This is a genomic window from Nostoc sp. DedSLP03, from assembly GCF_034530815.1.
In the GTDB taxonomy this organism is placed as follows: domain Bacteria; phylum Cyanobacteriota; class Cyanobacteriia; order Cyanobacteriales; family Nostocaceae; genus Nostoc.
In genome coordinates, this window is the sequence record NZ_JAVRCK010000003.1 from 23,748 (window position 1) to 43,357 (window position 19,610).

The following is a 19,610-nucleotide window of genomic DNA, read 5'->3' on the forward strand; positions in this document are numbered from 1 at the left end:
AATTCTGACTCCTGAATTCTGAATTCTGACTCCTGAATTCTGAATTCTGACTCCTGAATTCTGAATTCTGACTCCTAAATTATTTGCTGACTTGATAGACTGGTCTAACCTGACGATAAGTATTAAGTAAGCTGAGAAATTTATGACCATCAAAATTTATCGGGTCAACTTTTTTACCAGAACGGTCTACTAAATGGTGCGTAGTGATGCGATCGTCTGGAACTTGACTTTGAGCAATTAACCAAGCAAGAGAATGATATTGAGCTTCCGTGTAGCCGCTATGGGTTTGTTGGCTGCTACTGTCATAACTATCTGGCGGTGTTTCCAAAGAGACGTGATAAGCAAAATTATTCACTGATGCAGGTAAAGTCGGATTAGTCTGTACAGTTTCCACTCCCTGCGAACCATCAAATACTGAGTTAGCTGCACCAAAAGCCCGCTTGTCTGGCGGTACTAGATAAACCACCGTTCCGTCTAACTTGATTAAGGCGTGGTAACTTGCTTGCACACCTTCATCAGTATGGGCTACTTGAAAGAAATTGATGGCGCTAGAAGCTGAATAACCAGTTTCATGAATAACGATAATTGGTTGGTTGTTGAGAGGAACGCCGTTAACATCTTGGGTATAACGTTCACCATAGTTACTTGGATCGACTGAAGCAACTTGATAATTAGGTCTGTACTGTGCAAAAGCTTGAGTGGTTATGTATCTTGCTACAGGCTGGTTAGTCTTGACTGGGGACTTGATAACATTTTGAAATTTCTTCTCTGGCTCTTTTGCTGATTGGAATTGCGCCTGGGGATATTGACTCAAAGCTGTAACCTGTGGATTGGCTGCACGGGAGGTTGTCGGATTGTTGTGTAATTTTGTTGCTCGTCCAATTAGCAGCACTACAATTAAAGTGGCGAACATCAGCCAGATTAGTAGCACTCTAGTCACCCAGTCTGTAAACTTCATTTTTCTTATACCCGTAAAACCGTAGATATTAATTTATAGCTAAACTGGCGTGTCAGTTGTAGAGGCGCACTTCCGTAAACCCCTACCGTTTATAGTATCCAAATAATAATCGCTATAATACCTTAATTCTAGTCAAATATACCTTGATAATCCCTGCAATGATGCTGTTAAAAGCTATTTAATTTAAATGCCGTGGGTAATGGATTCGTGGGTGTGAAAATCTTCATCGTGTAGCGCTCTTGACGATCGCGTAGGCGTAGTCCCAGTACGGTTCGGTTAAAGTTTTCATATTTTGAAGATCCCCCCAACCCCCTTTAAAAAGTTACCGTGTATACACAAGTCCATAAGTCGCAAGTTTCCAGCCGAAAAAGAGAGATTCAAATTGCCTGAAACCGCGAACAAGGGTAGGCATTCCCGGAGGTCTTTGAGAGAGATATCCAGACCATCCACCTAACCGAGCGACGATCCAAGTAATATCATGTCCGCTTGATTGCTTATTAAACCCGAAGAACCCCACCCCGCCAAAGCTGTGCTTTGTCTCCCTGCCCCTAATCCCCAAAGGGGGCCCCGAGTTCCCCGCCTGCGGGGAGGGGTTGGGGGTGGGGTTCTTTTATTATGGGTAATTTGGCAGACATGATATAACCCAAGGTAAACAACCTTGTGGATAAGGATTTTGCAGTTTTTGGGTATTTCCTTCCACAGAAGATTGAATCTGGGATAAGCATTGTTGTTGCTGTTGACAAAAGGTAAGCGCGGCAGATATCTGGGTATTTTCGCGTACTTCAACTATTTCTAAGGTTTGCACGGCTACATATTTTTAGGGCTAACCCAAGCCTATTGGCTCATAAACTGATGTAAGTAAAAAGGAGTGATGAGATTTTATTGCATTGACACCTCACTCATCACCCCTTGTAACTTGTGCGTTGATTAGCTGTTACGCATTGTTAAATTACACCAGCTTACTACTTCATTTATCCTCTAACTAAAGAGACGGATACTTATTAAGTTCATACGTGATTAGCTATACAAAGCTTTTTAACTTATTAATATTTTTCTTTGCAATTCTAGATATAGTAGTTCGACCATTGCTTGTTCTCAATAGTTTTACTCTTATCCGTGTCAGATAGTTTTATAATGAATTTGAAGATGGAAAGATTTGGATTCCCAACTTCTTAAAGAAATTGGGAAAGTCTGCGCTAAAGAAGAAGTACCTAGTGTAGATATGAAATATGACCCCTACAAAGGAGTGAGGTTTAGATTTCTAAGCTTTTGGCGTTAGTAATAAAACTTTTCAAACATCCTCATAAAGAAATTGGGAATCTTATTATGAATTTTATTAATAGGCAAAGTATTCAGAATCACCAACAAAATTAACTTAGATTCTATATCTTTGGTAGTAGTTGCTTAATTCTTGTGATGGAAGTTGGGGAAAATCTTATAAGTTATTCTCAGAGGATGTTTGAAAATTGTTGTATAGTATATTAAACTTTGACATTATTCCCCCAACTTCCCTTATAAAGAGGGGCTTTAAGAGACTATTTCCCCTCCTTTTCCAAGGGTGAGTTATGGGAGGTATTAAATACTTTGGGTAACAAAATATAGCTTTCCAAACATCCTCTTAGTAAAAATGGAAACAATTATAATTAACACTAAATTATTTATTGGGGGAATGATAAAGTGAATTCAAGAATAATAGTCAGAAATTAAGGTTGAAATGTAGGGTTTTACGAGTATAGTATCTGCTCTTTGCTAGTCATTATTTTGACTTACTTATCAGTTTAGTCAAAAATTAGTATAATCTTAGATGGCAGATTTGGTACTCGTATTTAGCTGAGGTTAAAGAATTTACCACCAAGGGTAGAAGTAATACTTAGGAAAAGTCCGTAAAATTATTGTTAAATAAATATCTCAGTGGATGTTTTGTAATTTCTAGATTCAATTTACTTTGAGATTTAGGTTGAATGCTATATGTGTCATTTAAAAACTGGCTTATCTATAGCGACTATAGGATATAAATTGTCAAAAACCCAAAATAAATCTAACTTTATTACTTCAATTACATGAAAATTGCAATTTATAACCTGTTAAATTTATAACTCAAAAAAGTTAAGTATATTGCAATTTTTTCAAGATTTATTTAGTAGTTTTTTTACTTAACTTCTGCAAGCAAAGGCGGGAATTTAAGGTGAACATAGAAAAATTTGTCCAACGTACAGAAATATTGCACAAGCGTTTAGCAGATTTACACCAAACTGCTAGTTTATTACCTTGGATTTCCCCTGATTTGTTGCCGGAAGCTTTTAAGGAACTCCATAACACTTCAAAGGTAGTACAGTTAGCGGCAGAGGAACTTTATCAGCAAAACGAGGAACTAGTAAAAGCACGGAATTGGTTAGAAGCAGAGCGCCATTACTACCAAGATTTATTCGAGTTAGCGCCAGACGGCTATTTAGTGACTAATACAGAAGGAATCATCCAAGAAGCTAACCTCACCGCAGCTAAGTTGTTGAATGTTTCCAAGCATTTTTTACTGGGCAAACCAATAGTTAACTTTGTCCTTCTAGAAGAACGTCAGCAAGTTCGCAACGAGCTGATACAGCTATCGCAATCAGACAAAGTTAAAGAGTTATTGATACGTTTGCAACAACGTTATGGCGAGTTATTTTATGCAGCTTTGACAGTAACGGCTGTCCGCAATCAGCAGGGTAAGGCAATTTCTCTGCGCTGGATGGTGCGTAATATAACCCAGCGTCAGCAATTAGAATCAGCAAAAGTTAAAGACAAAAGTGACATTTTCAACAATCGCCCCCTACATAAATATGATAAAGGAGAAACTATTCCCCTCAATCCATTAGTAATTTGGTATGTTTCTCAGGGATTGGTGAAACTCAGTACCTACTGTGAAACGGGTGAAGAAGTGCTGATCGGATTGGCAACAGCAGGAATGGTTTTTGGTTCTAGTTTGACATCTTTAAATATTTACCAAGCAACAGCGCTTACTGATATTGACGTAGTGTCAATTTATGCAACAGAAGTATCACCTTCCACAACACTGAGCCATACACTTCTACCAAAAATTAAGCAGCGGTTACAGCAAACAGAATCTTTTTTAGCAATTTCTGGTAGACGGCGAGTACAAGATCGCCTACAGCATCTATTACAATTTTTGAAACGAGAAATGGGTGAAACTGTACCAGAGGGAACTCGTCTAAATGTTCGTTTTACTCACGAAGATATTGCTAGCGCCTGCTGTACCACTAGAGTAACAGTTACACGATTGATGGGAAAACTGCAAGAAGAAGGTATAATCAGTTTCGACTTAAAAAAACATATTATCTTGAGAAATATTGATTGATTACATTTTTCTTAAGTAAAGATCAGTTGCCAGCCAATCAGGAAAATTGCTATATCTGCAAAAATATGGCTGATGTATCCAGGCCAAATCGAGCAATAATTTAAGTAGCACCATGACCAAACTGCTCCTGCGAGAAACACTCCCAATGAGCATAATGTTGTCGCACGCCAGTCAAAGTAAGCTGCTAAACCAACAACATGATGAATCGTAAAAAATAGTGCAGACAGCACTACAGCTAAAGGACTTGATACTAAAATTTCACATTTACGATAAACAAACCAACGCCAGACAAATTCCTCAAGTAAAGAGTTAACAAATATCCAATACACTGCACCTACTAAGTAAATTACAAAACTGTTCAATCCAACTTGTGTTGCGCGATCGCGAACATATTCAACATCTATCCATTTTGCGCCCAGCAGCCAATAAACAATCAAAATGATGCCTAGCATTAATAGTCCTAATCCGACTCCGGCAAATAAATCGCGTCTTTTAGGATATTCAAATTTGAAATTGTCTTTATCAACAAATAACAACCAAATAATGGGTACTAGCAATAACCAGATTTTAGCTAATAAAGCTACTAAATGTCCTTGGAAGCCAGGGAGTATATATAGCTGAGTTGCAATACCAATGCTCGGAACTGGCACAAGTAACAACAGAGCTAGTAGTGCATTTTGATTTTGGTTAGCTTTTAACATGGGATGGTTTTAACTTTTAGACCACATCTATTTTGAAATCCATAGTTTTTATATCAAGTTAGGATGATTACTTGTAATAAAATCTATATTAATCAGGTTGACTATTAATAGTGTTGGTTAAGGCAAGAGACGCGATAAATCGCCGTCTCTACAATTGGATAAACGGCGATTTGTGTTTTTATGATGATTTTTCACATCTTTGTGAACCGGATTGAGTTACTATGATTAATTTTTATATGCAAACTATAAAACATGAGTATCATCATTAAATTTGAATAAAGTGACACTTTGTATATTGCCACATAAATTTAACCCTAAAACTTCAATAAATTTGTATGTAATATTCCTTTGAAAGCAGCATTTTGATAATTATTTACTGTGCCAATATACTTACTTACACATAATTCCAATGCACAGTGTCTTGCAATGTTGTCAAGGTCTGGGATTTGAGGCGGACATCATTACTCATTGTACTAAGTACAACTTTGCGTAAACTTGTAGCGTTTTTAAGCTTACAGAAACGTAAGATAAATTCAAAATTCAAAACTTGTACTGAGCGTAGCCGAAGTATTCAAAATTCAAAATTAAGAAAGCCAAAATTGGTGTAACGCTATTCAAACAGGAAATTCAAAATGTACCCAAAATAATGTATATGTGATTGAAGGCGTATTGCTAAAATCGTGATGTCTAGGTTGGGCTACGCCTACGCAACATTAAAAGCGGCTATGCACACACTTGGCAAAAAAACTCTATCATCGGGCTACATCTTAGCACTGGATTTAGGTACAACAGGCAACCGCGCCTTTGTATTTAACGCAGACGGCAAGATTGTTGGGCAGGCATATAAAGAATTAACTCAGTATTATCCTCAGCCAGGATGGTTAGAACATGACCCTCAACAAATCTGGCAAGATACTTGTTGGGTAATGCAAACCGCAATTACAAATGCCCAGATTGTACCATCAGCGATCGCAGCTTTGGGACTAACTGTACAGCGCGAAACTTGTTTGATTTGGGACAAAACTACTGGTAAACCACTCCATAAAGCGATCGTCTGGCAAGATCGCCGCACTGCTCCCCTTTGCCACCAGTTACAAGAGCAAGGCTACGCTGATGAAATTTACGATCGCACCGGATTAATCATTGATGCCTACTTTTCTGCTACCAAGCTCAGATGGCTATTAGATAATTGTACTGATATCGATATAAACAATGTCTTAGCAGGCACTATTGATAGCTGGGTGTTGTGGAACCTCACAGGTAGGAAAGTCCATGCTACTGACCACAGCAACGCCAGTCGTACAATGTTGATGAATCTCAAAACCTGTACGTGGGATGAGATTTTACTGGATCTGTTTCAAATTCCGGCTCATCTTTTGCCCCAGATTCAGCCGAGTTTGGGAGTATTTGGAGTCACTGATGCGACTTTGTTGGGTGCGGAAATTCCGATCGCAGCCATTTTGGGAGATCAGCAAGCGGCTCTATTTGGTCATGGCTGCGATCGCCCCGGTTTGGTAAAATGCACTTATGGCACTGGTAGCTTTTTAGTAGCTCACACAGACGATCGAATTGTGCGTTCGCACCATCAACTCATTTCGACAGTGGCGTGGACACAAGCAAATACAAGCGATACTTTAAATGTTGGCTATGCCTTAGAAGGCAGTATGTTTACTAGTGGTGCTTGTATTCAATGGTTGCGCGATCGCCTGAAGCTGATTAAAACTGCTGCTGAAACTGAAGCGATGGCCAATCAGGTAAAAGATAATGGCGGAGTCTACTTTGTGCCAGCATTTAGTGGACTAGGCGCACCTTATTGGGATATGAGCGCCAGGGGAGCTTTTTTCGGCATTACCGCCAGTGTACAACCAGAGCATCTAGTTCGCGCCGTCTTGGAAGCGATCGCTTATCAAGTTTTGGAGGTAGTGCAGGCGATAAATGCATCTAGCAGTATTCCAGTTGGGCGATTAACCGTAGATGGTGGTGCTTGCGAGAACAATTTTCTGATGCAGTTCCAGGCTGACGTGTTGGGTATTCCAGTTGAACGCCCGATAATGCGCGATACCACTGTTCAGGGTGCAGCATTTGCGGCAGGTTTAGCTGTAGGATTTTGGCAGAGCTATGAAACACTCGTGGAACAACGGCAAATTGAGCGTGTGTTTGAGCCAAAGAGTGATTTCTCTTTGTCCAAATTTGATACTTGGCAAAAAGCAGTGAAACGTACTCTAGCTTGGGAGGAGTAACCGAGCTAAAAACGAGTTAAAGGGGGAAGGCGAAGGAAAAAATAAATAACAATCTCTTACAATCAAACAAATGGATGGAGTATTGATTTATCATGCCCTACAGTCAATTTAACATTGACCGAGTAAAACAAGATTTTCATCTAAATACAGTGGAAGGAGTTCGCTTTTTCCCAGACTCAATTGAACCCATTACTCCAAGCTTCAGACTCCAAGGTATTTTAGAAGATTTACCGTGGGCGATCGCTGTGGATACAGAAAAAGCTCGTTCAGAGGCGATAATTAATCCTATATTACTGGAAGTGCGACGCATCTTCAATTCCACAATTAGCGTATTTTCAGGAGAAGAGTTTAACGTCGATCCGAGTATTGGACTCAACGGTGTATGTGACTTCCTACTTTGCCGTTCGCCCGAACAATTAACGGTAGAAGTGCCCGCAATTGTCATTGTTGAAGCAAAAAAATCAGATTTAAAATCTGGATTAGGACAATGCATTGCAGAAATGGTAGCTGCACAGCGATTCAACCAAGCAAGAGAACAACCCTTAACAGCAGTTTACGGTACTGTAAGCAGTGGAACCCAATGGCGATTTCTGAAACTAGAAGGGCAAACAGTCACAATTGATTTAATGGATTATTCTCTTCCTCCTATCGAACTAATTCTGAGCTTTTTGGTATGGATGGTGAAAGCAGGTTAATTTCATTCCAAAATCGATCGTTAAAATAACTCTTACTTTGTCAAAATATCACTCTCATATAATCAAAAGCGCATGACTACTAAACCGAAGATTTTCATTGATGGGGAATCGGGAACCACAGGCTTACAAATTTACTCACGCCTGAACCAACGGGATGATATTGAGTTAGTTAGCATTGAGGCATCTAAACGTAAAGATGCAAATGAGCGAACCAAACTAATCAATGCTGTTGATGTTATCATTCTCTGCCTGCCTGATGATGCGGCTCGTGAAGCTGTTAGCTTAGTCAGTAATAATAGAGTTAAGATTCTTGATGCTAGTACTGCCCATCGCACTGCTAAAGATTGGGTATATGGCTTCCCTGAACTAAATCCCGGACAACGAGAGAAAATTGCCAGCGCCCAGTTTGTCAGTAATCCCGGCTGTTATCCCACAGGATTTTTAGCTTGTATCCGTCCGTTGATTGCCAAAGGACTCCTGAACAGTAACTTTCCCATCACCGTTAATGCAGTGTCAGGTTACTCTGGTGGCGGAAAGAATCTGATTAAACAGTATCATAACTTTCACGAACAGCAAGCCGGGGCAGAGTCGCTCTACCCTTATGGCATCTACGGTTTGCAGTTTGGGCACAAGCACGTTAAGGAAATGCAACATTACTCAGGGTTAGCATCGCCGCCACTATTCGTACCGGCAGTGGGCGATTTTGAGCAGGGGATGCTAGTACAGATACCTTTGCCACTGGGAACTTTAGAGAATCCACCATCAGGTAAAGTTATCTATGAAGCGATCGCTGACTACTACCAAAGTGAAAAGTTCGTGCAAGTTGCTGCATTCCAAGATTCTACACTGCTCAGAGACGGAACATTTCTGGATGCGATTGCACTGAATAATACCAATATTGTTCAGGTTTTTGTATTCGCCAATGACATCACTAAAGAAGTCTTGCTAGTTGCTCGTCTTGACAATCTGGGTAAAGGCGCATCAGGAGCCGCAGTTCAAAACCTAAACATCATGCTCGGTTTTCCAGAAGAGTTGGGATTGTCATGAAAAAGGGTTAAGGGTGGGGAGCAGGGGAGAAATCAATTCAAAATTCAAAATTCAAAATTCAAAATTCAAAATTCAAACATTGTAGAACTTCTGCCTCCTGCCTCGTCTTTCCCAATGCCCAATGCCCCATACCCAATGCCCCATACCCAATGCCCCATACCCAATGCCCATTATCTTGATTTTTCTTTTAGTTCTTCAAGCAATTGAATTACATTATGCTCAAATGCTTTGTTTCGCTCTTGAACTGATTCAATTAACGGTTTATCAAAAAGATTAACGACATATTTAGCTAGCTGAATACCTAAAGGTCTTAAATGTCCACCTGCTACAGTGTTGCGAAAATTTTGCGGTGGCTTTTGCAGAATATTAGTAAACCATTCACAGGTCGATTTAGCAATATTGTCTGATTTAAAACAGACTAAACCCATAATATTAAATAGCCCACTATCCTTGATTAAATACTGAGTTTCTTCAACAGTTGGTTTCACACCCCAACCAAGATTGTCGATAATATCCGCTAAAAATTGAGGACGAATTGCGCTCCCTGTGTCAGCAATGGCAGGTGCTAAGAGGATAGAAACCTGTCCTTTAATGAAAACACTATTAATTTTGATTTTCCGACCTACATAAGTGTAAATTAATTTTTTAACTTCAGCCGTTTTTCGCGTTAGTTCATCAAAGAGAAGATTAATGTCTGCAATCACACTTTCTATCTCTGACTCATCGGAAGTATTAGATAGCAGGTTCCGAAGAAACTGTTCTCTATCTTGAGGCTTTGGAGGTAGAGCAGTAAATCCTTCTAATAGCGAGATATATTTACAGCCAAGGCTATGTCCAATCCAAGAAAAGTTTTTATCATCTAGATAAGCTTCATAATCATATCCTGCAACACTTGCCATTTTCACAAGCTCTGGCAAAATTTCATACTGTTCTCTCATGAGAAAACCAGCTTCTAGATAATGGTTAAAAGTAAAATTAAATGGCAAAAGAATAATTGTATATCCCTGCTCAAATAGAGATTGAAGCAGATAACGATAAAAAAGCATAGGGCCAAATGTACCAAAGAAAGCCCCAGCAATAAATTGAATTACCCCTTTAGGCTTTGGATGTAGAGCAACCCAACTGTGAGAAACTGGTTTAAATCTCAGTTTTAGATTCATATTTCTTATGACTTATTTGTAGGTATATGCTGAATCTCCAAACTGAAGTTACTGCTTTTCGGATTATTCAAAAGATATTTTTACAAAACTGCGATCGCCTCTTACCGTACAGCCAAAACTCTCCTAATGTCCTTAATTACACTAGTTATCGGTGGTTAAAACTATTTCACCTTGGCACGGAAGCGGACAAAACCATAAGAATTAGCTGGTGTGCCAGATCCAGTGGCTGCGGGTAGATTGGGTAAACTTGGGACTGTAGTAATATTGACCACTACTGCTCCATTGGTGTTAGTACCGCAGTATGATGGTGTGGCTGATTCGTTAGCTGTATAAAAACGTCCGCGATCGCTATCTGCTACATTACTCAAATAAACCGTTGGTGTAGTAGAACCAACAGCTAAGGCAATACCTCGATCTGCTGTTGACAAGCCACCATCATTAGGAGTCATGCCATTAAAAGCAGTAGGAATCAAACTAACATTAGTCGGAACTAAGTCACAGAATTTTACATTAGTTGCATTACCAATACCATTGGAAAGAAAATAGATAGTGTATTCTAATTCATCTCCCGGTTTGACAGTGCCAGCATTAATCAATCCTCGCAAGTAACCAACGGGCCATTTAGGATCGCTATCATCAGTCGCATAAGGTTCTGGTACATAGTTACTGGCATTAGTAGCAACGTCACTGCGACCATCAACAATATCAGTTAAATCTTGGTTGTTGAGACGAGTAATGCGTTTAATTAACAGCAATTTAGGATTAGAACTAACAGTATTTACTACTGTAAATAAAGTGGGGTCATCATCTGCCGTACTAGCAGGATTATTACCGATATTTACACCATTATCAGTAATTTGTAAGAACGAATTACCAAGAGTTGGTGGATTATTAGTAGCGCCAGCAGAGTCTGCATCTGTGAACACTGTACCAACAGTTCCTGTAGGATTATCAGGTGTGTTAAAAGTAGCATTTGCTTGGTTACTAATTGGATTACCGCCATTGACATTGTTAATTGTGGCAGTGATTTTAATGGTAATCGTATCACCTATACGGAGAATCCCAGAATTTGTCACAGCAACAACACTAGTACCGTTGTAACTGGGATTGAGTGCAATATTATTCCCTGAAGTTGCAGCAGTAATTGCTGCACTCACAAAGGTTAATTGTGAGGGTAATAAGTCGTTAATGACAAAGTTAATTGCATTGCTATTACCTGGATTTAGGTTGGAATAAGTAATGGTATATTCGATGCGATCGCCTACAGTCACAGTTCCACTACTATCATTGTCTGCCAGGAAGCGAACAGATTTAGTTCCGATGATATTTGCTTGAGTGCTAGTAGTAATTACTAAGGGAGTAAGGATTGCTTGACTGGGGAAATATGTCCAAGTATCGATTCCCTTAAAGTCACCATAATTACTACTAAATTCATGCTCTCCCGTCGCACTATTGATCCCTCTAGCAGCATTACGCGGGCTAGTAGCTCCCGTACCATTTAAGTTAATCGCCGTGCCGTTAGCGGTAGTATAATTGTTATCATTGTAATAAATGGTAGTCGCTCCAATCTGCTGGCCATTTTGATCTACAAGGTTAGGAAAAGCAGCGGGAGGGTTTTCCATCGTGATTTTAAACCCCAGCGGATTATTTTCAGCATCCAACATGGGAAAGTGATATTCACCCGATCGTGTTGTGATTATGGCATTGTATGCTGCATTTCCTGGTAGAGGTTGGAGATTTACCCCACTTGCATTCTTCCCATCCCAAAATACCACATTTGAGCCGACAGACAGCACATTTTGTATTACTCTATCGCTACTAGGATCAAAAATGCCATCATTGTTGGTATCAATAATTATTTGATAGCTACCAGTTGAGGCAGCATTGAAACTAAAATTGCCTCCCACACCCACAGAAGTTTGGTTCCCACTACCTCCATTACCCCCAGTGAATTTGAATGAAGTCGGTACTGTCGGGATCGTTGCTGCAATAGGAATACTCAAAGAATTGAGAGTGGCCGTGTCGGGTCGATTGAAGAAAACTAGGTGGGTAATGTCTGTTGTAGTATCAGAAACATTTGGATTTTGAACTTGCACATTGCCGGGAAAGATCAAACTATTATTACTAGCACCGCCAGCAGAATGGTAAAGAGTGCTGCTATTTGTTGTGTCAATATATCCCCGGTTATTAGCAAAAAAGATGAAGCCAAAAGGATCGACTCCATTCATGTCAGTTTCGTAACGATACCCATCTTTGGTTTGAATATAAAGCTTGGAGCTGAGTGCTACGGGAGTACCACCACTGGCATTTGCCCCCATATTCATAGCGATATAGTTGGTAAATACTCGCCCTTTTTTGGCAACGCTGTTACTATCTCGAACTGTGATATCCCAAGCAGCTACCCCTGAAAGTTGAGTGTTACCTGTAGGAAATGCCGCCGTTGCAGCTGTTGGCGGCGGATTGCTTGCACCAGCTGTATTCGGAGAATGAAACTCAACTTCGTAAATACCTGTTTCTGTAGCGACGAAAGTACAAGGGGTATAGCCACCAGCATTAGGTAAAGGGCCGGCTGTTTCTTTGGCAACGGTGTCAATAAAACCAAAACCACTCGCTAGAACATCACAAGAGCCATTTTGAGTACCAAAGGGACTGCGGTAAACAATATCTTGTGGATTCGAGAAACTATTAGTCACACTAGAGCCAAGATTAACTGTTTCTCCTTGCTGAACATAAACTTTGAGTATGGTTTTCCGAACAATACCTGCCAGTAGTAAATCTGACCATTCTAGGTAAGGTCTGTATCCACCATCAGAAACTAACTCTTTGCTGCCTTCAGCCCAGCTAGGTTGAATACTATTCCCTAAAATATATAAAAAAAAGCCCAGGCTACTGAGCCATAGTTTTTGACGGCTAATTGTTAATCGCTTTTCCATATTTTTTTTTACTGGATTGTCCACAGTCAGAGAAAATTTATCATTTTCATCAATATTTACTGTGGCGATCGCTCTTAATTTCTTAAATAAAGATTTCATTATTTAGTTCCAATAAAAATACATAATATGTAAGCAATCATATTGAGTTTATAAATATACAAATACCAGCATGAAAATCGAAACGTTTTTGCACTAGATTCAAAGCGAATAAAAAATCGTTACGACAATAGTATTCCCACGGGGAAAGGTTAAATTCGTATATAGAGGTTGCAATAAACATCTCTACATCAAATAACCCTTTTATATTTCACGTCTTTGCATCCCCCTGATTGCAGCCTTGAGTTTACCGACCAAAGTTTTCATCGCCGATTCCTGTGGCTGACGCGCTACAGGTTTTTGTTGTCCAAAGCCGTCAAACAATTCGTTGAGCTTAACCGTAAAGCCTAAATACGTGCCTCCCGCAGAACGTGTGCCAGAAAAATCTCGGTCATCAACTTTACCAAAGACGTAACCAGCCGAAACGCGGAGGTTAGGCGTGAGGTAGTAACCTGTTTCAAGAACAAAGCCTGTCTCACTGTAGCTAGACTGACTAATTACACGAGCCTCACCCACCAAATCCCAGCTATATCCCAAACGATAGGTAGCGCGTACTTGGGCTAGATTTACTGTGCTAGTACCGGCTAAATCGTTAGCTATGTAAGAGGTACTGTTACGTAACGCATACTTCCCGTAGAATTCCCATTGCCAGTTAGGAGCGTAAATCGCTTCTAAAGCAAAGGTATGGTCTTGAGAACCCGTACCACTTCCTAACAAGATAGTGTCAGGGATGGTTGATGGATTTTGACGATATTCATAACGCAATAAAGCATTAAATTTATCGCTATTGGGGTCGCGGTAGGCTAAACCCAACTTGAGGTTAGCAGTATCTCCCAATCCTGAAAGCTTTTGATTGGAAGAACCAGCTTGTTGATAACGTACCAAAGCTGTGAGAGCCGGAGAAATTTTACCCGCAGCACCTACGGTAATTACTGTATTACTACCTCCAGAAGAAGAACGATGTTCGTAACGAGCGCTGGCTTGAAACTGCGGATTATCACTGTATTCCAGCCCCACACTGTAGCTGTCGCCACCATCAAACCCGATCGCAGATGCAGCTTGACCAAAAGCGTAGGGTTGGGCATATTGTTGACCTGCTAAAGTGCGTCCGAAGAAGTTGCCAAATACGTGTTCGTAAGCAACGTTTAGCCGCAATCCCGAAGCAATAGTCCAGCGGTTGTTTATACCAATTGCTCCTTGAGTAGTCATTTCGTTAGCACCACCCAAAATTGAGTAACGACCAGTCAAAGTAGTATCCGAACCGAGTTTGTGTTCGCCGTTGACACTCAAGCTAGTAATAGAATTACCCGAATATTGACCGCTACTGTAATACTGTTGGGCTAAACTGACGTTGACACCAGGAATTACTGCCCAATTCAACCCCAAAATGGTACGGTCTGGGTAAATAGCATTTTTTTGGGAAGATAAGCTGAGTTCATTTTGGGCTTGGAAAGTCAGGTTTTTAGCAAGGGGAACTGAAAAACGCGATCGCAGTTGATCGGAATTACTACTGAGGGTACTGTCGGGGATGCGGTCTTCCAAACGACGATGAATCCAATCCAGATCGATAGTGGCGCTACCCAAGCGTTGTTGAATCCCAGCAGAAATCGTCGTCAGTGAATTATCAACCTTACTACCAGGTATCGCCTCATAACGCGGTGCAAACAGTTCTTCAAAAGTGTCTAGGGGTTGGGGAGCAATCCCAAAATTGTCTTCGTGGTCGTATTGCGCTCTGACGTTGGTAGTTGAGGTGAGTTTAGCTGTAACCTGCGCTCCATAACGGGTTTGTCCTGGGACAAAGCTGATAGTGGCATTATTGGCAAAACCCGTATCAGCAAAGCGATAATAGGCACGACCTTGAATCCCATTAGCAATTTTTCCTTCAGCTTCTAAACGGTAAGCATCACCTCTGACCTTTCCCACAACATCAGAATCATTAGTGGAATGAGCATATTCTGCGATTAACTTACCGTTGTCACCCAAAGCAATCAGTGCATCTGCACCGTAGAGTTGAAAGTCGCGCACCCCGTGATTTTCTTGAATGTAAGTTGCTCCTATCCAACTTTCGGAGTTAAGTTTGCGAGAAAGATTATATTGCAAACGACCAGCATAGATGTTCCCGTCAGAGTCTTCGCTGTCATATTGATAGCTAACAACAATCCGACGTACCAACACTTGTCCGGTTCGATCGATATCGGTACGAAGAATCGGTTCGCGGAATAATAAAGTACCGCGATCGTAGTCGATTTCGTAGTCTGGGCCTCGGTTCAGCTGTTTCCGTTCTAATACAGTCCCAGGACGATTGAGTTCTTCTAACTCGATAAAGACATTTTCACTACCGGCTTGTAGTAGTCTGCGAGAGAGGAAGTAATAACCACTAGTACCATCGGGAGCAATCGTATCCCGTTGGAATCCTTCTAAGTGGTCGCCATAGAAACCTGTAATTTGGAGGTTTCCTAAGTTGTAATTAGCTTTAAAACCGTGAAGTTGACGGGTGATAGAAGTAAATTGCTGCGATCGCCGCGCAAATTCTTCTGTGTTATAGTCACCCCACATCGCATAATCAGGATCGGAGCCAGGGGTACGGGCTGAACGCTCAAAACGCAAAAATACACTGTCAATGGAAGGAGCAACTACATCAAGTTTCGAGCTATCGCCGTAGACAGGATAGTTTTGCTCGCTGAATTGATAAGTTCTAAACAGACGATTATCGCAGTTGCAATCTTCATTGAGGTTACGAGAACTGTTGTATGCGCCTGTAAATAACCATTCTCCGATCGCACCAGTGGCAAATATCGCTGAATGGAAATCTAATTGGGTTCCGTTGTTTTTGTCAGGAGGGAGGAAATCACGGAAACTGCCGTAATAATTTGTACCTCTAGCACCCAAACGTAAATCTATGACTCCAGTAACTAAACTCGGACGCAGTGACGTTTCAAATTGTAGTTGGGTGAAGGCTTCTAAATCATTAGCGATCGCGCGAATTGTCACAGTTTCCGCTTTCAATTGCGATCGCAAAATCGCTGTAAATTGCCCCGCTTTCGCCTCCACTTGAAATCCCGGTTCATCAGGCTTGAAGTCTTTCCCGACCAACTCCCCAGCAGTGGGTATGAGGGTAACAACAGCATCACGATTCGAGCGATTACCACTTGCATCGAGGAGTTGACCCCGAATTGTAGCCGTAGAACGCCCATCCGCTGGGATACGAGACTCAACTGTTTCTAAGGTTAGTTGCTGTGGCGTTCCTCGCACTGCAACTTGTACTGTTACAGGGGGTTCTGTTCCTCCAACAACCTGTGCAGAAATGGTGTTTGCACCTTCTTTTAACGAGACACCATACCATGTCTGCGTTACCAAATTGGTGGTAGCATCGGTTTCCGTCCGTCCTACTAAAGAAGGATCTACCAACGCGCCATTGACCCGCAATTCCACTTGACTACCAGCAGGAAACTGCACAATTACCGTGCTAGCTTGTACATCCATAACACTGTCAGCCGTCGGAGTCAGGATTTTGATTGCTGTAGAGATAGGGACAGTAGGAGATACAGGAAGATTTTCATTTACCCCTTGTCCCCTTGTCCCCGCGTCCTCTACTCCTGCAATTTTGCGTAATCCTCTAGGCAAACCTACAGAAGTTGCTGGTTGAAATGGTTGTATTTCTGTTGGAGAAGCATGAAATAGTGTTTCAGTATTTTTGCGTTCGTCGTTTTTGATTCCTACTATTTTGCGTGAGCTATTGGGCACATCAATAGAAGTTTCTGATTGAAATGGGTCTATTTCTGCTTCACTTGCCTGGATATCTGGAATTTCAGGAGCCGATGCTTTATAAGTTGAGGCAAATTCAAGAGGTGGAGAATCTTGCTCGGAACTTCCTAAGAGATCGAGAGAATTTGAATCTATACTTTTTTCAGCAACTTTATTCCGATCCGCTCGATCTTCAACACCTTTATCGGCTTGCAAATGGGAATCAGGGAAAAGGGGTTTTTCACTAGTGATTTCTGCTTTGACTAGTGCAGGGTATAAAACAAGACTGAGAGCTACTACTGGCATCGCCCCCATCAATCTCAGGTTAAATGTAGTTAAACAGTGCAGTCTGGATTTCATTTCTTGACTGGCTCCTGAAATGTTGGGGTTACAGCGAAGTTCATGCGTACTAAGCCACCAGGCTCTAAATGCACCAAGCGAGATTGGCTATTTCGTTCGCGGAATTTTTCGTTATGAGCTAGGGTGTAACCGGCTACACTGCTAAGGTCTAGTACACCTGTGTGGTATCCAGGTAAGACATTAGCTAAAGAGAACAAACCATTAGGATCTGTAGTGATGCGGTTTCCGTCCTCCAGAAAAATCACCGCATTGGCTACTCCAGGTTCACCACGCTGTTGTTCTCCGTCAAAGTTTTTATCAACAAACACCCGACCGATAATCGTGCCACAGTCAGAAACGATTCCTGGACGAATTTTCAATTGGTGGGTTGCTGGGCCATCCTTAGTACTAAAACGGTTATCAGCTCGTTGACCATTAACGATCGCAGTGTTACGACCAGTACCACGCAGCGCATCAGTTGTTAGTTGAGCAGCGTAGGCAATATTCAAGACTTTCTCTGGGGGAATTGTTACGTCTGTGCGGAATGTCACTGTGTTACCATTGCGTTCTGAGGCGATCGCGACTGGTTGACCATCTAGCTCTCCCCGCACAGATTTCGGTAAAAACTGAAATCCTAAAGGTAGGTCGTCGGTGACAAATATATTATTCAAACCAGCATCAGCGAGATTTTTTACTGACAGGCGGTAGATTACTGTATCTCCAGGTTCAGCAGTAGCGCGATCGCCTGTTTTGATAATCTGTAACTGATTGGCTTGACACAAATTTGTAGTGAATTCAAAGGCTAATAAATCCAGTCCCACCGTTTCTGCGTTGGGAACTAAAACAACTGTTTGCTCTACTCTGGTTTCACCTGTAAGACTGATTGGTTGACCATCTAGAGAACTGGCGACATATCGCACGACATTATTACCTTGTGTACCAGTACTATCAAGGATTTCAATCTTGACCCGTCGCTGTTTATAGATAGAATTTGGTGGTGGATTAACTACAAAAATGTAGGTTCTACCTGGAGCGGTTTGACCCTTATTCGGATCGAGTAGAAAATTGTAGACACCCGCAGGGTTATTCGTAACGAAGTAGGGATTACTATTCTCAGTATTCGGCGATTTCCCACCAGGAACGTTGTTATTAGGAATATCTGGCAACTCTGTTCGTGTCAGAGAAACCAAACTACCCAATTCTGTCCCTGTTGGGTCGCTAGAGTTAGGTTCGTATACCCCAACTGAAAAACCTGTATAGTCAGGTAAAATTGTCCCAGCGCAACCTAAAATTCGTCCTAAAGGATCGAGTAAGGGGATAGGACTAACATTAATTTGCTCAGAAGTTCCTTGATATTGAGAATTGCTGGCAGAATCTGTATAAGTATAAGTAGCTTGATTTATTAATGGCAAAGACGCAACCAGATTGTTAGTCTGTTGCGCGATCGCTGGCATAGATATAGTAGTATGCAAAAAACTTCCCAGAAGAACAGTAGCTGTTAACCGTCGCCACCAGCTACCGCTAGAACTAATTTGCTTTTGGTTTTGAGGACGGTTCACTTAACACATCTCCTATGAAATGTCAAGTTTGTTGTTAATAAAAGCACTTATTTATTTGGGGAAATCCAGTTAAGCTAAAACTCTTTTAAAATCTCTTTTCCAGTGGAATCTGAAAATATTCTTGATTGCAGATCTTTTCCGAGTTAGGAAAGCGGCGTGTTAATCAGCGGACTTGGGTTTGATAAGTCGCCTTGACTGTTGTCTTTGCAGCAAGTGACGGAATCTGCAAACGGATATGAGTGTAAGCAATGGCTGGCGCTGGTTTGGTTTCCACTTTGCCGCCAGGAAGAGTAACTTTAACAGTGGGATTTTCGACAAAGCTACGCCCACCATCAATGCTGTAAGTAACTTTGGCATTTTTGGCGACATTGGTAGAATTCAGCACGTAGACCATTCCTTTAGGAATAGGTTGATTAAAAATCAAATTTTTCACTGGGCGATCGCTCTTATTTTCGCCAATCAAGGTATATCGCAATACATCTCCTGGTCGCACCACAACTTGACCTTTTAAAGGTTCCCATTTCTGGCTTTGCTTACCTTGTTGATCCTGAGCCACCACTTGCTTTTCTGCCTCTAAGCGCAATTGAATTTGCCCTTGAGTTCTGATATTCTGAGCAACAGCACTTCCTGAATGCCATACTCCCGGAATTTGACCGACAAATGGAACTGTGGCAATGAGAGCGAATGCTCCTAAACCTGCAAAAGAAACACGCTTCATATAAATAACCTCAAAAAACTTCCAGAATGTGAATTGTTGACTTATCTTTCCCAGCTTTTGCTAAG

General features: G+C 41.2%; 12 protein-coding genes. 4 read left to right on the forward strand and 8 right to left on the reverse strand.

Going from position 1 to position 19,610, the window contains the following annotated elements; genetic code table 11:
• Positions 1-79 precede the first annotated feature (79 nt).
• Both RM368_RS02135 and RM368_RS02145 read right to left on the reverse strand, forming a co-directional pair.
• Complete coding sequence (locus tag RM368_RS02135) at positions 80-958, reverse strand: peptidoglycan recognition family protein (RefSeq protein ID WP_322692514.1); 879 nt, start codon at positions 956-958, stop codon at positions 80-82.
• 613 nt (positions 959-1,571) lie between these two features.
• The gene (locus tag RM368_RS02145) at positions 1,572-1,763 is read right to left on the reverse strand and encodes a hypothetical protein (protein ID WP_322692515.1); all 192 of its coding nucleotides are present in this window, start codon (positions 1,761-1,763) and stop codon (positions 1,572-1,574) included.
• Between the two features lie 1,380 nt (positions 1,764-3,143).
• On the opposite strand from RM368_RS02145, the gene RM368_RS02150 reads away from it, so the two are divergent.
• Positions 3,144-4,313 (forward strand): PAS domain S-box protein, encoded by a 1,170-nt coding sequence (locus RM368_RS02150; protein WP_322692516.1) that lies wholly within the window; start codon positions 3,144-3,146, stop codon positions 4,311-4,313.
• Positions 4,314-4,324: 11 nt separating this feature from the next.
• Here the strand turns inward: RM368_RS02150 and RM368_RS02155 are convergent, their stop codons facing one another.
• A complete protein-coding gene (locus RM368_RS02155; protein ID WP_322692517.1) occupies positions 4,325-5,014 on the reverse strand; it encodes a type II CAAX endopeptidase family protein in 690 nt (229 codons plus the stop codon).
• 725 nt (positions 5,015-5,739) lie between these two features.
• Here RM368_RS02155 and glpK point away from each other — a divergent pair.
• The 3 genes from glpK (at position 5,740) to argC (ending at position 8,996) form a co-directional block, all read left to right on the forward strand.
• Positions 5,740-7,254 carry a glycerol kinase GlpK gene (gene glpK, locus RM368_RS02160; protein WP_322692636.1) on the forward strand — a complete coding sequence of 505 codons (1,515 nt, stop codon included), beginning with the start codon at positions 5,740-5,742 and terminating at the stop codon, positions 7,252-7,254.
• Between the two features lie 92 nt (positions 7,255-7,346).
• A complete protein-coding gene (locus RM368_RS02165) occupies positions 7,347-7,949 on the forward strand; it encodes a hypothetical protein (RefSeq protein WP_322692518.1) in 603 nt (200 codons plus the stop codon).
• 72 nt (positions 7,950-8,021) lie between these two features.
• Entirely contained in the window at positions 8,022-8,996 is a 975-nt protein-coding gene (argC, locus tag RM368_RS02170; RefSeq protein ID WP_322692519.1) for an N-acetyl-gamma-glutamyl-phosphate reductase, read from the forward strand.
• 170 nt (positions 8,997-9,166) lie between these two features.
• On the opposite strand, the gene RM368_RS02175 is transcribed toward argC, so the two are convergent.
• From RM368_RS02175 to RM368_RS02195, 5 genes are all read right to left on the reverse strand, one after another.
• Positions 9,167-10,156, reverse strand: a complete 990-nt coding sequence (locus tag RM368_RS02175; protein ID WP_322692520.1) for a DUF1350 family protein — start codon at positions 10,154-10,156, stop codon at positions 9,167-9,169.
• Between the two features lie 161 nt (positions 10,157-10,317).
• Entirely contained in the window at positions 10,318-13,188 is a 2,871-nt protein-coding gene (locus RM368_RS02180) for an isopeptide-forming domain-containing fimbrial protein (protein ID WP_322692521.1), read from the reverse strand.
• A 201-nt stretch (positions 13,189-13,389) separates the two neighbouring features.
• Entirely contained in the window at positions 13,390-17,289 is a 3,900-nt protein-coding gene (locus tag RM368_RS02185; protein WP_322692522.1) for a TonB-dependent receptor, read from the reverse strand.
• Positions 17,286-18,722: a hypothetical protein gene (locus tag RM368_RS02190; RefSeq protein ID WP_322692637.1), complete on the reverse strand. Its 1,437-nt coding sequence runs from the start codon at positions 18,720-18,722 to the stop codon at positions 17,286-17,288. Before RM368_RS02190 ends, RM368_RS02185 begins: the two co-directional genes overlap by 4 nt.
• A 268-nt stretch (positions 18,723-18,990) precedes the next feature.
• The gene (locus tag RM368_RS02195) at positions 18,991-19,545 is read right to left on the reverse strand and encodes a hypothetical protein (RefSeq protein WP_322692523.1); all 555 of its coding nucleotides are present in this window, start codon (positions 19,543-19,545) and stop codon (positions 18,991-18,993) included.
• Positions 19,546-19,610 lie beyond the last annotated feature (65 nt).

Coding starts and splice junctions, on each gene's coding strand:
- RM368_RS02135 (WP_322692514.1), bottom strand. CDS start 958: ATGAAGTTTACAGACTGGGTGACTAGAGTGCTACTAATCTGGCTGATG.
- RM368_RS02155 (WP_322692517.1), bottom strand. CDS start 5,014: ATGTTAAAAGCTAACCAAAATCAAAATGCACTACTAGCTCTGTTGTTA.
- glpK (WP_322692636.1), top strand. CDS start 5,740: ATGCACACACTTGGCAAAAAAACTCTATCATCGGGCTACATCTTAGCA.
- RM368_RS02165 (WP_322692518.1), top strand. CDS start 7,347: ATGCCCTACAGTCAATTTAACATTGACCGAGTAAAACAAGATTTTCAT.
- argC (WP_322692519.1), top strand. CDS start 8,022: ATGACTACTAAACCGAAGATTTTCATTGATGGGGAATCGGGAACCACA.
- RM368_RS02175 (WP_322692520.1), bottom strand. CDS start 10,156: ATGAATCTAAAACTGAGATTTAAACCAGTTTCTCACAGTTGGGTTGCT.
- RM368_RS02180 (WP_322692521.1), bottom strand. CDS start 13,188: ATGAAATCTTTATTTAAGAAATTAAGAGCGATCGCCACAGTAAATATT.
- RM368_RS02185 (WP_322692522.1), bottom strand. CDS start 17,289: ATGAAATCCAGACTGCACTGTTTAACTACATTTAACCTGAGATTGATG.
- RM368_RS02190 (WP_322692637.1), bottom strand. CDS start 18,722: ATGCCAGCGATCGCGCAACAGACTAACAATCTGGTTGCGTCTTTGCCA.
- RM368_RS02195 (WP_322692523.1), bottom strand. CDS start 19,545: ATGAAGCGTGTTTCTTTTGCAGGTTTAGGAGCATTCGCTCTCATTGCC.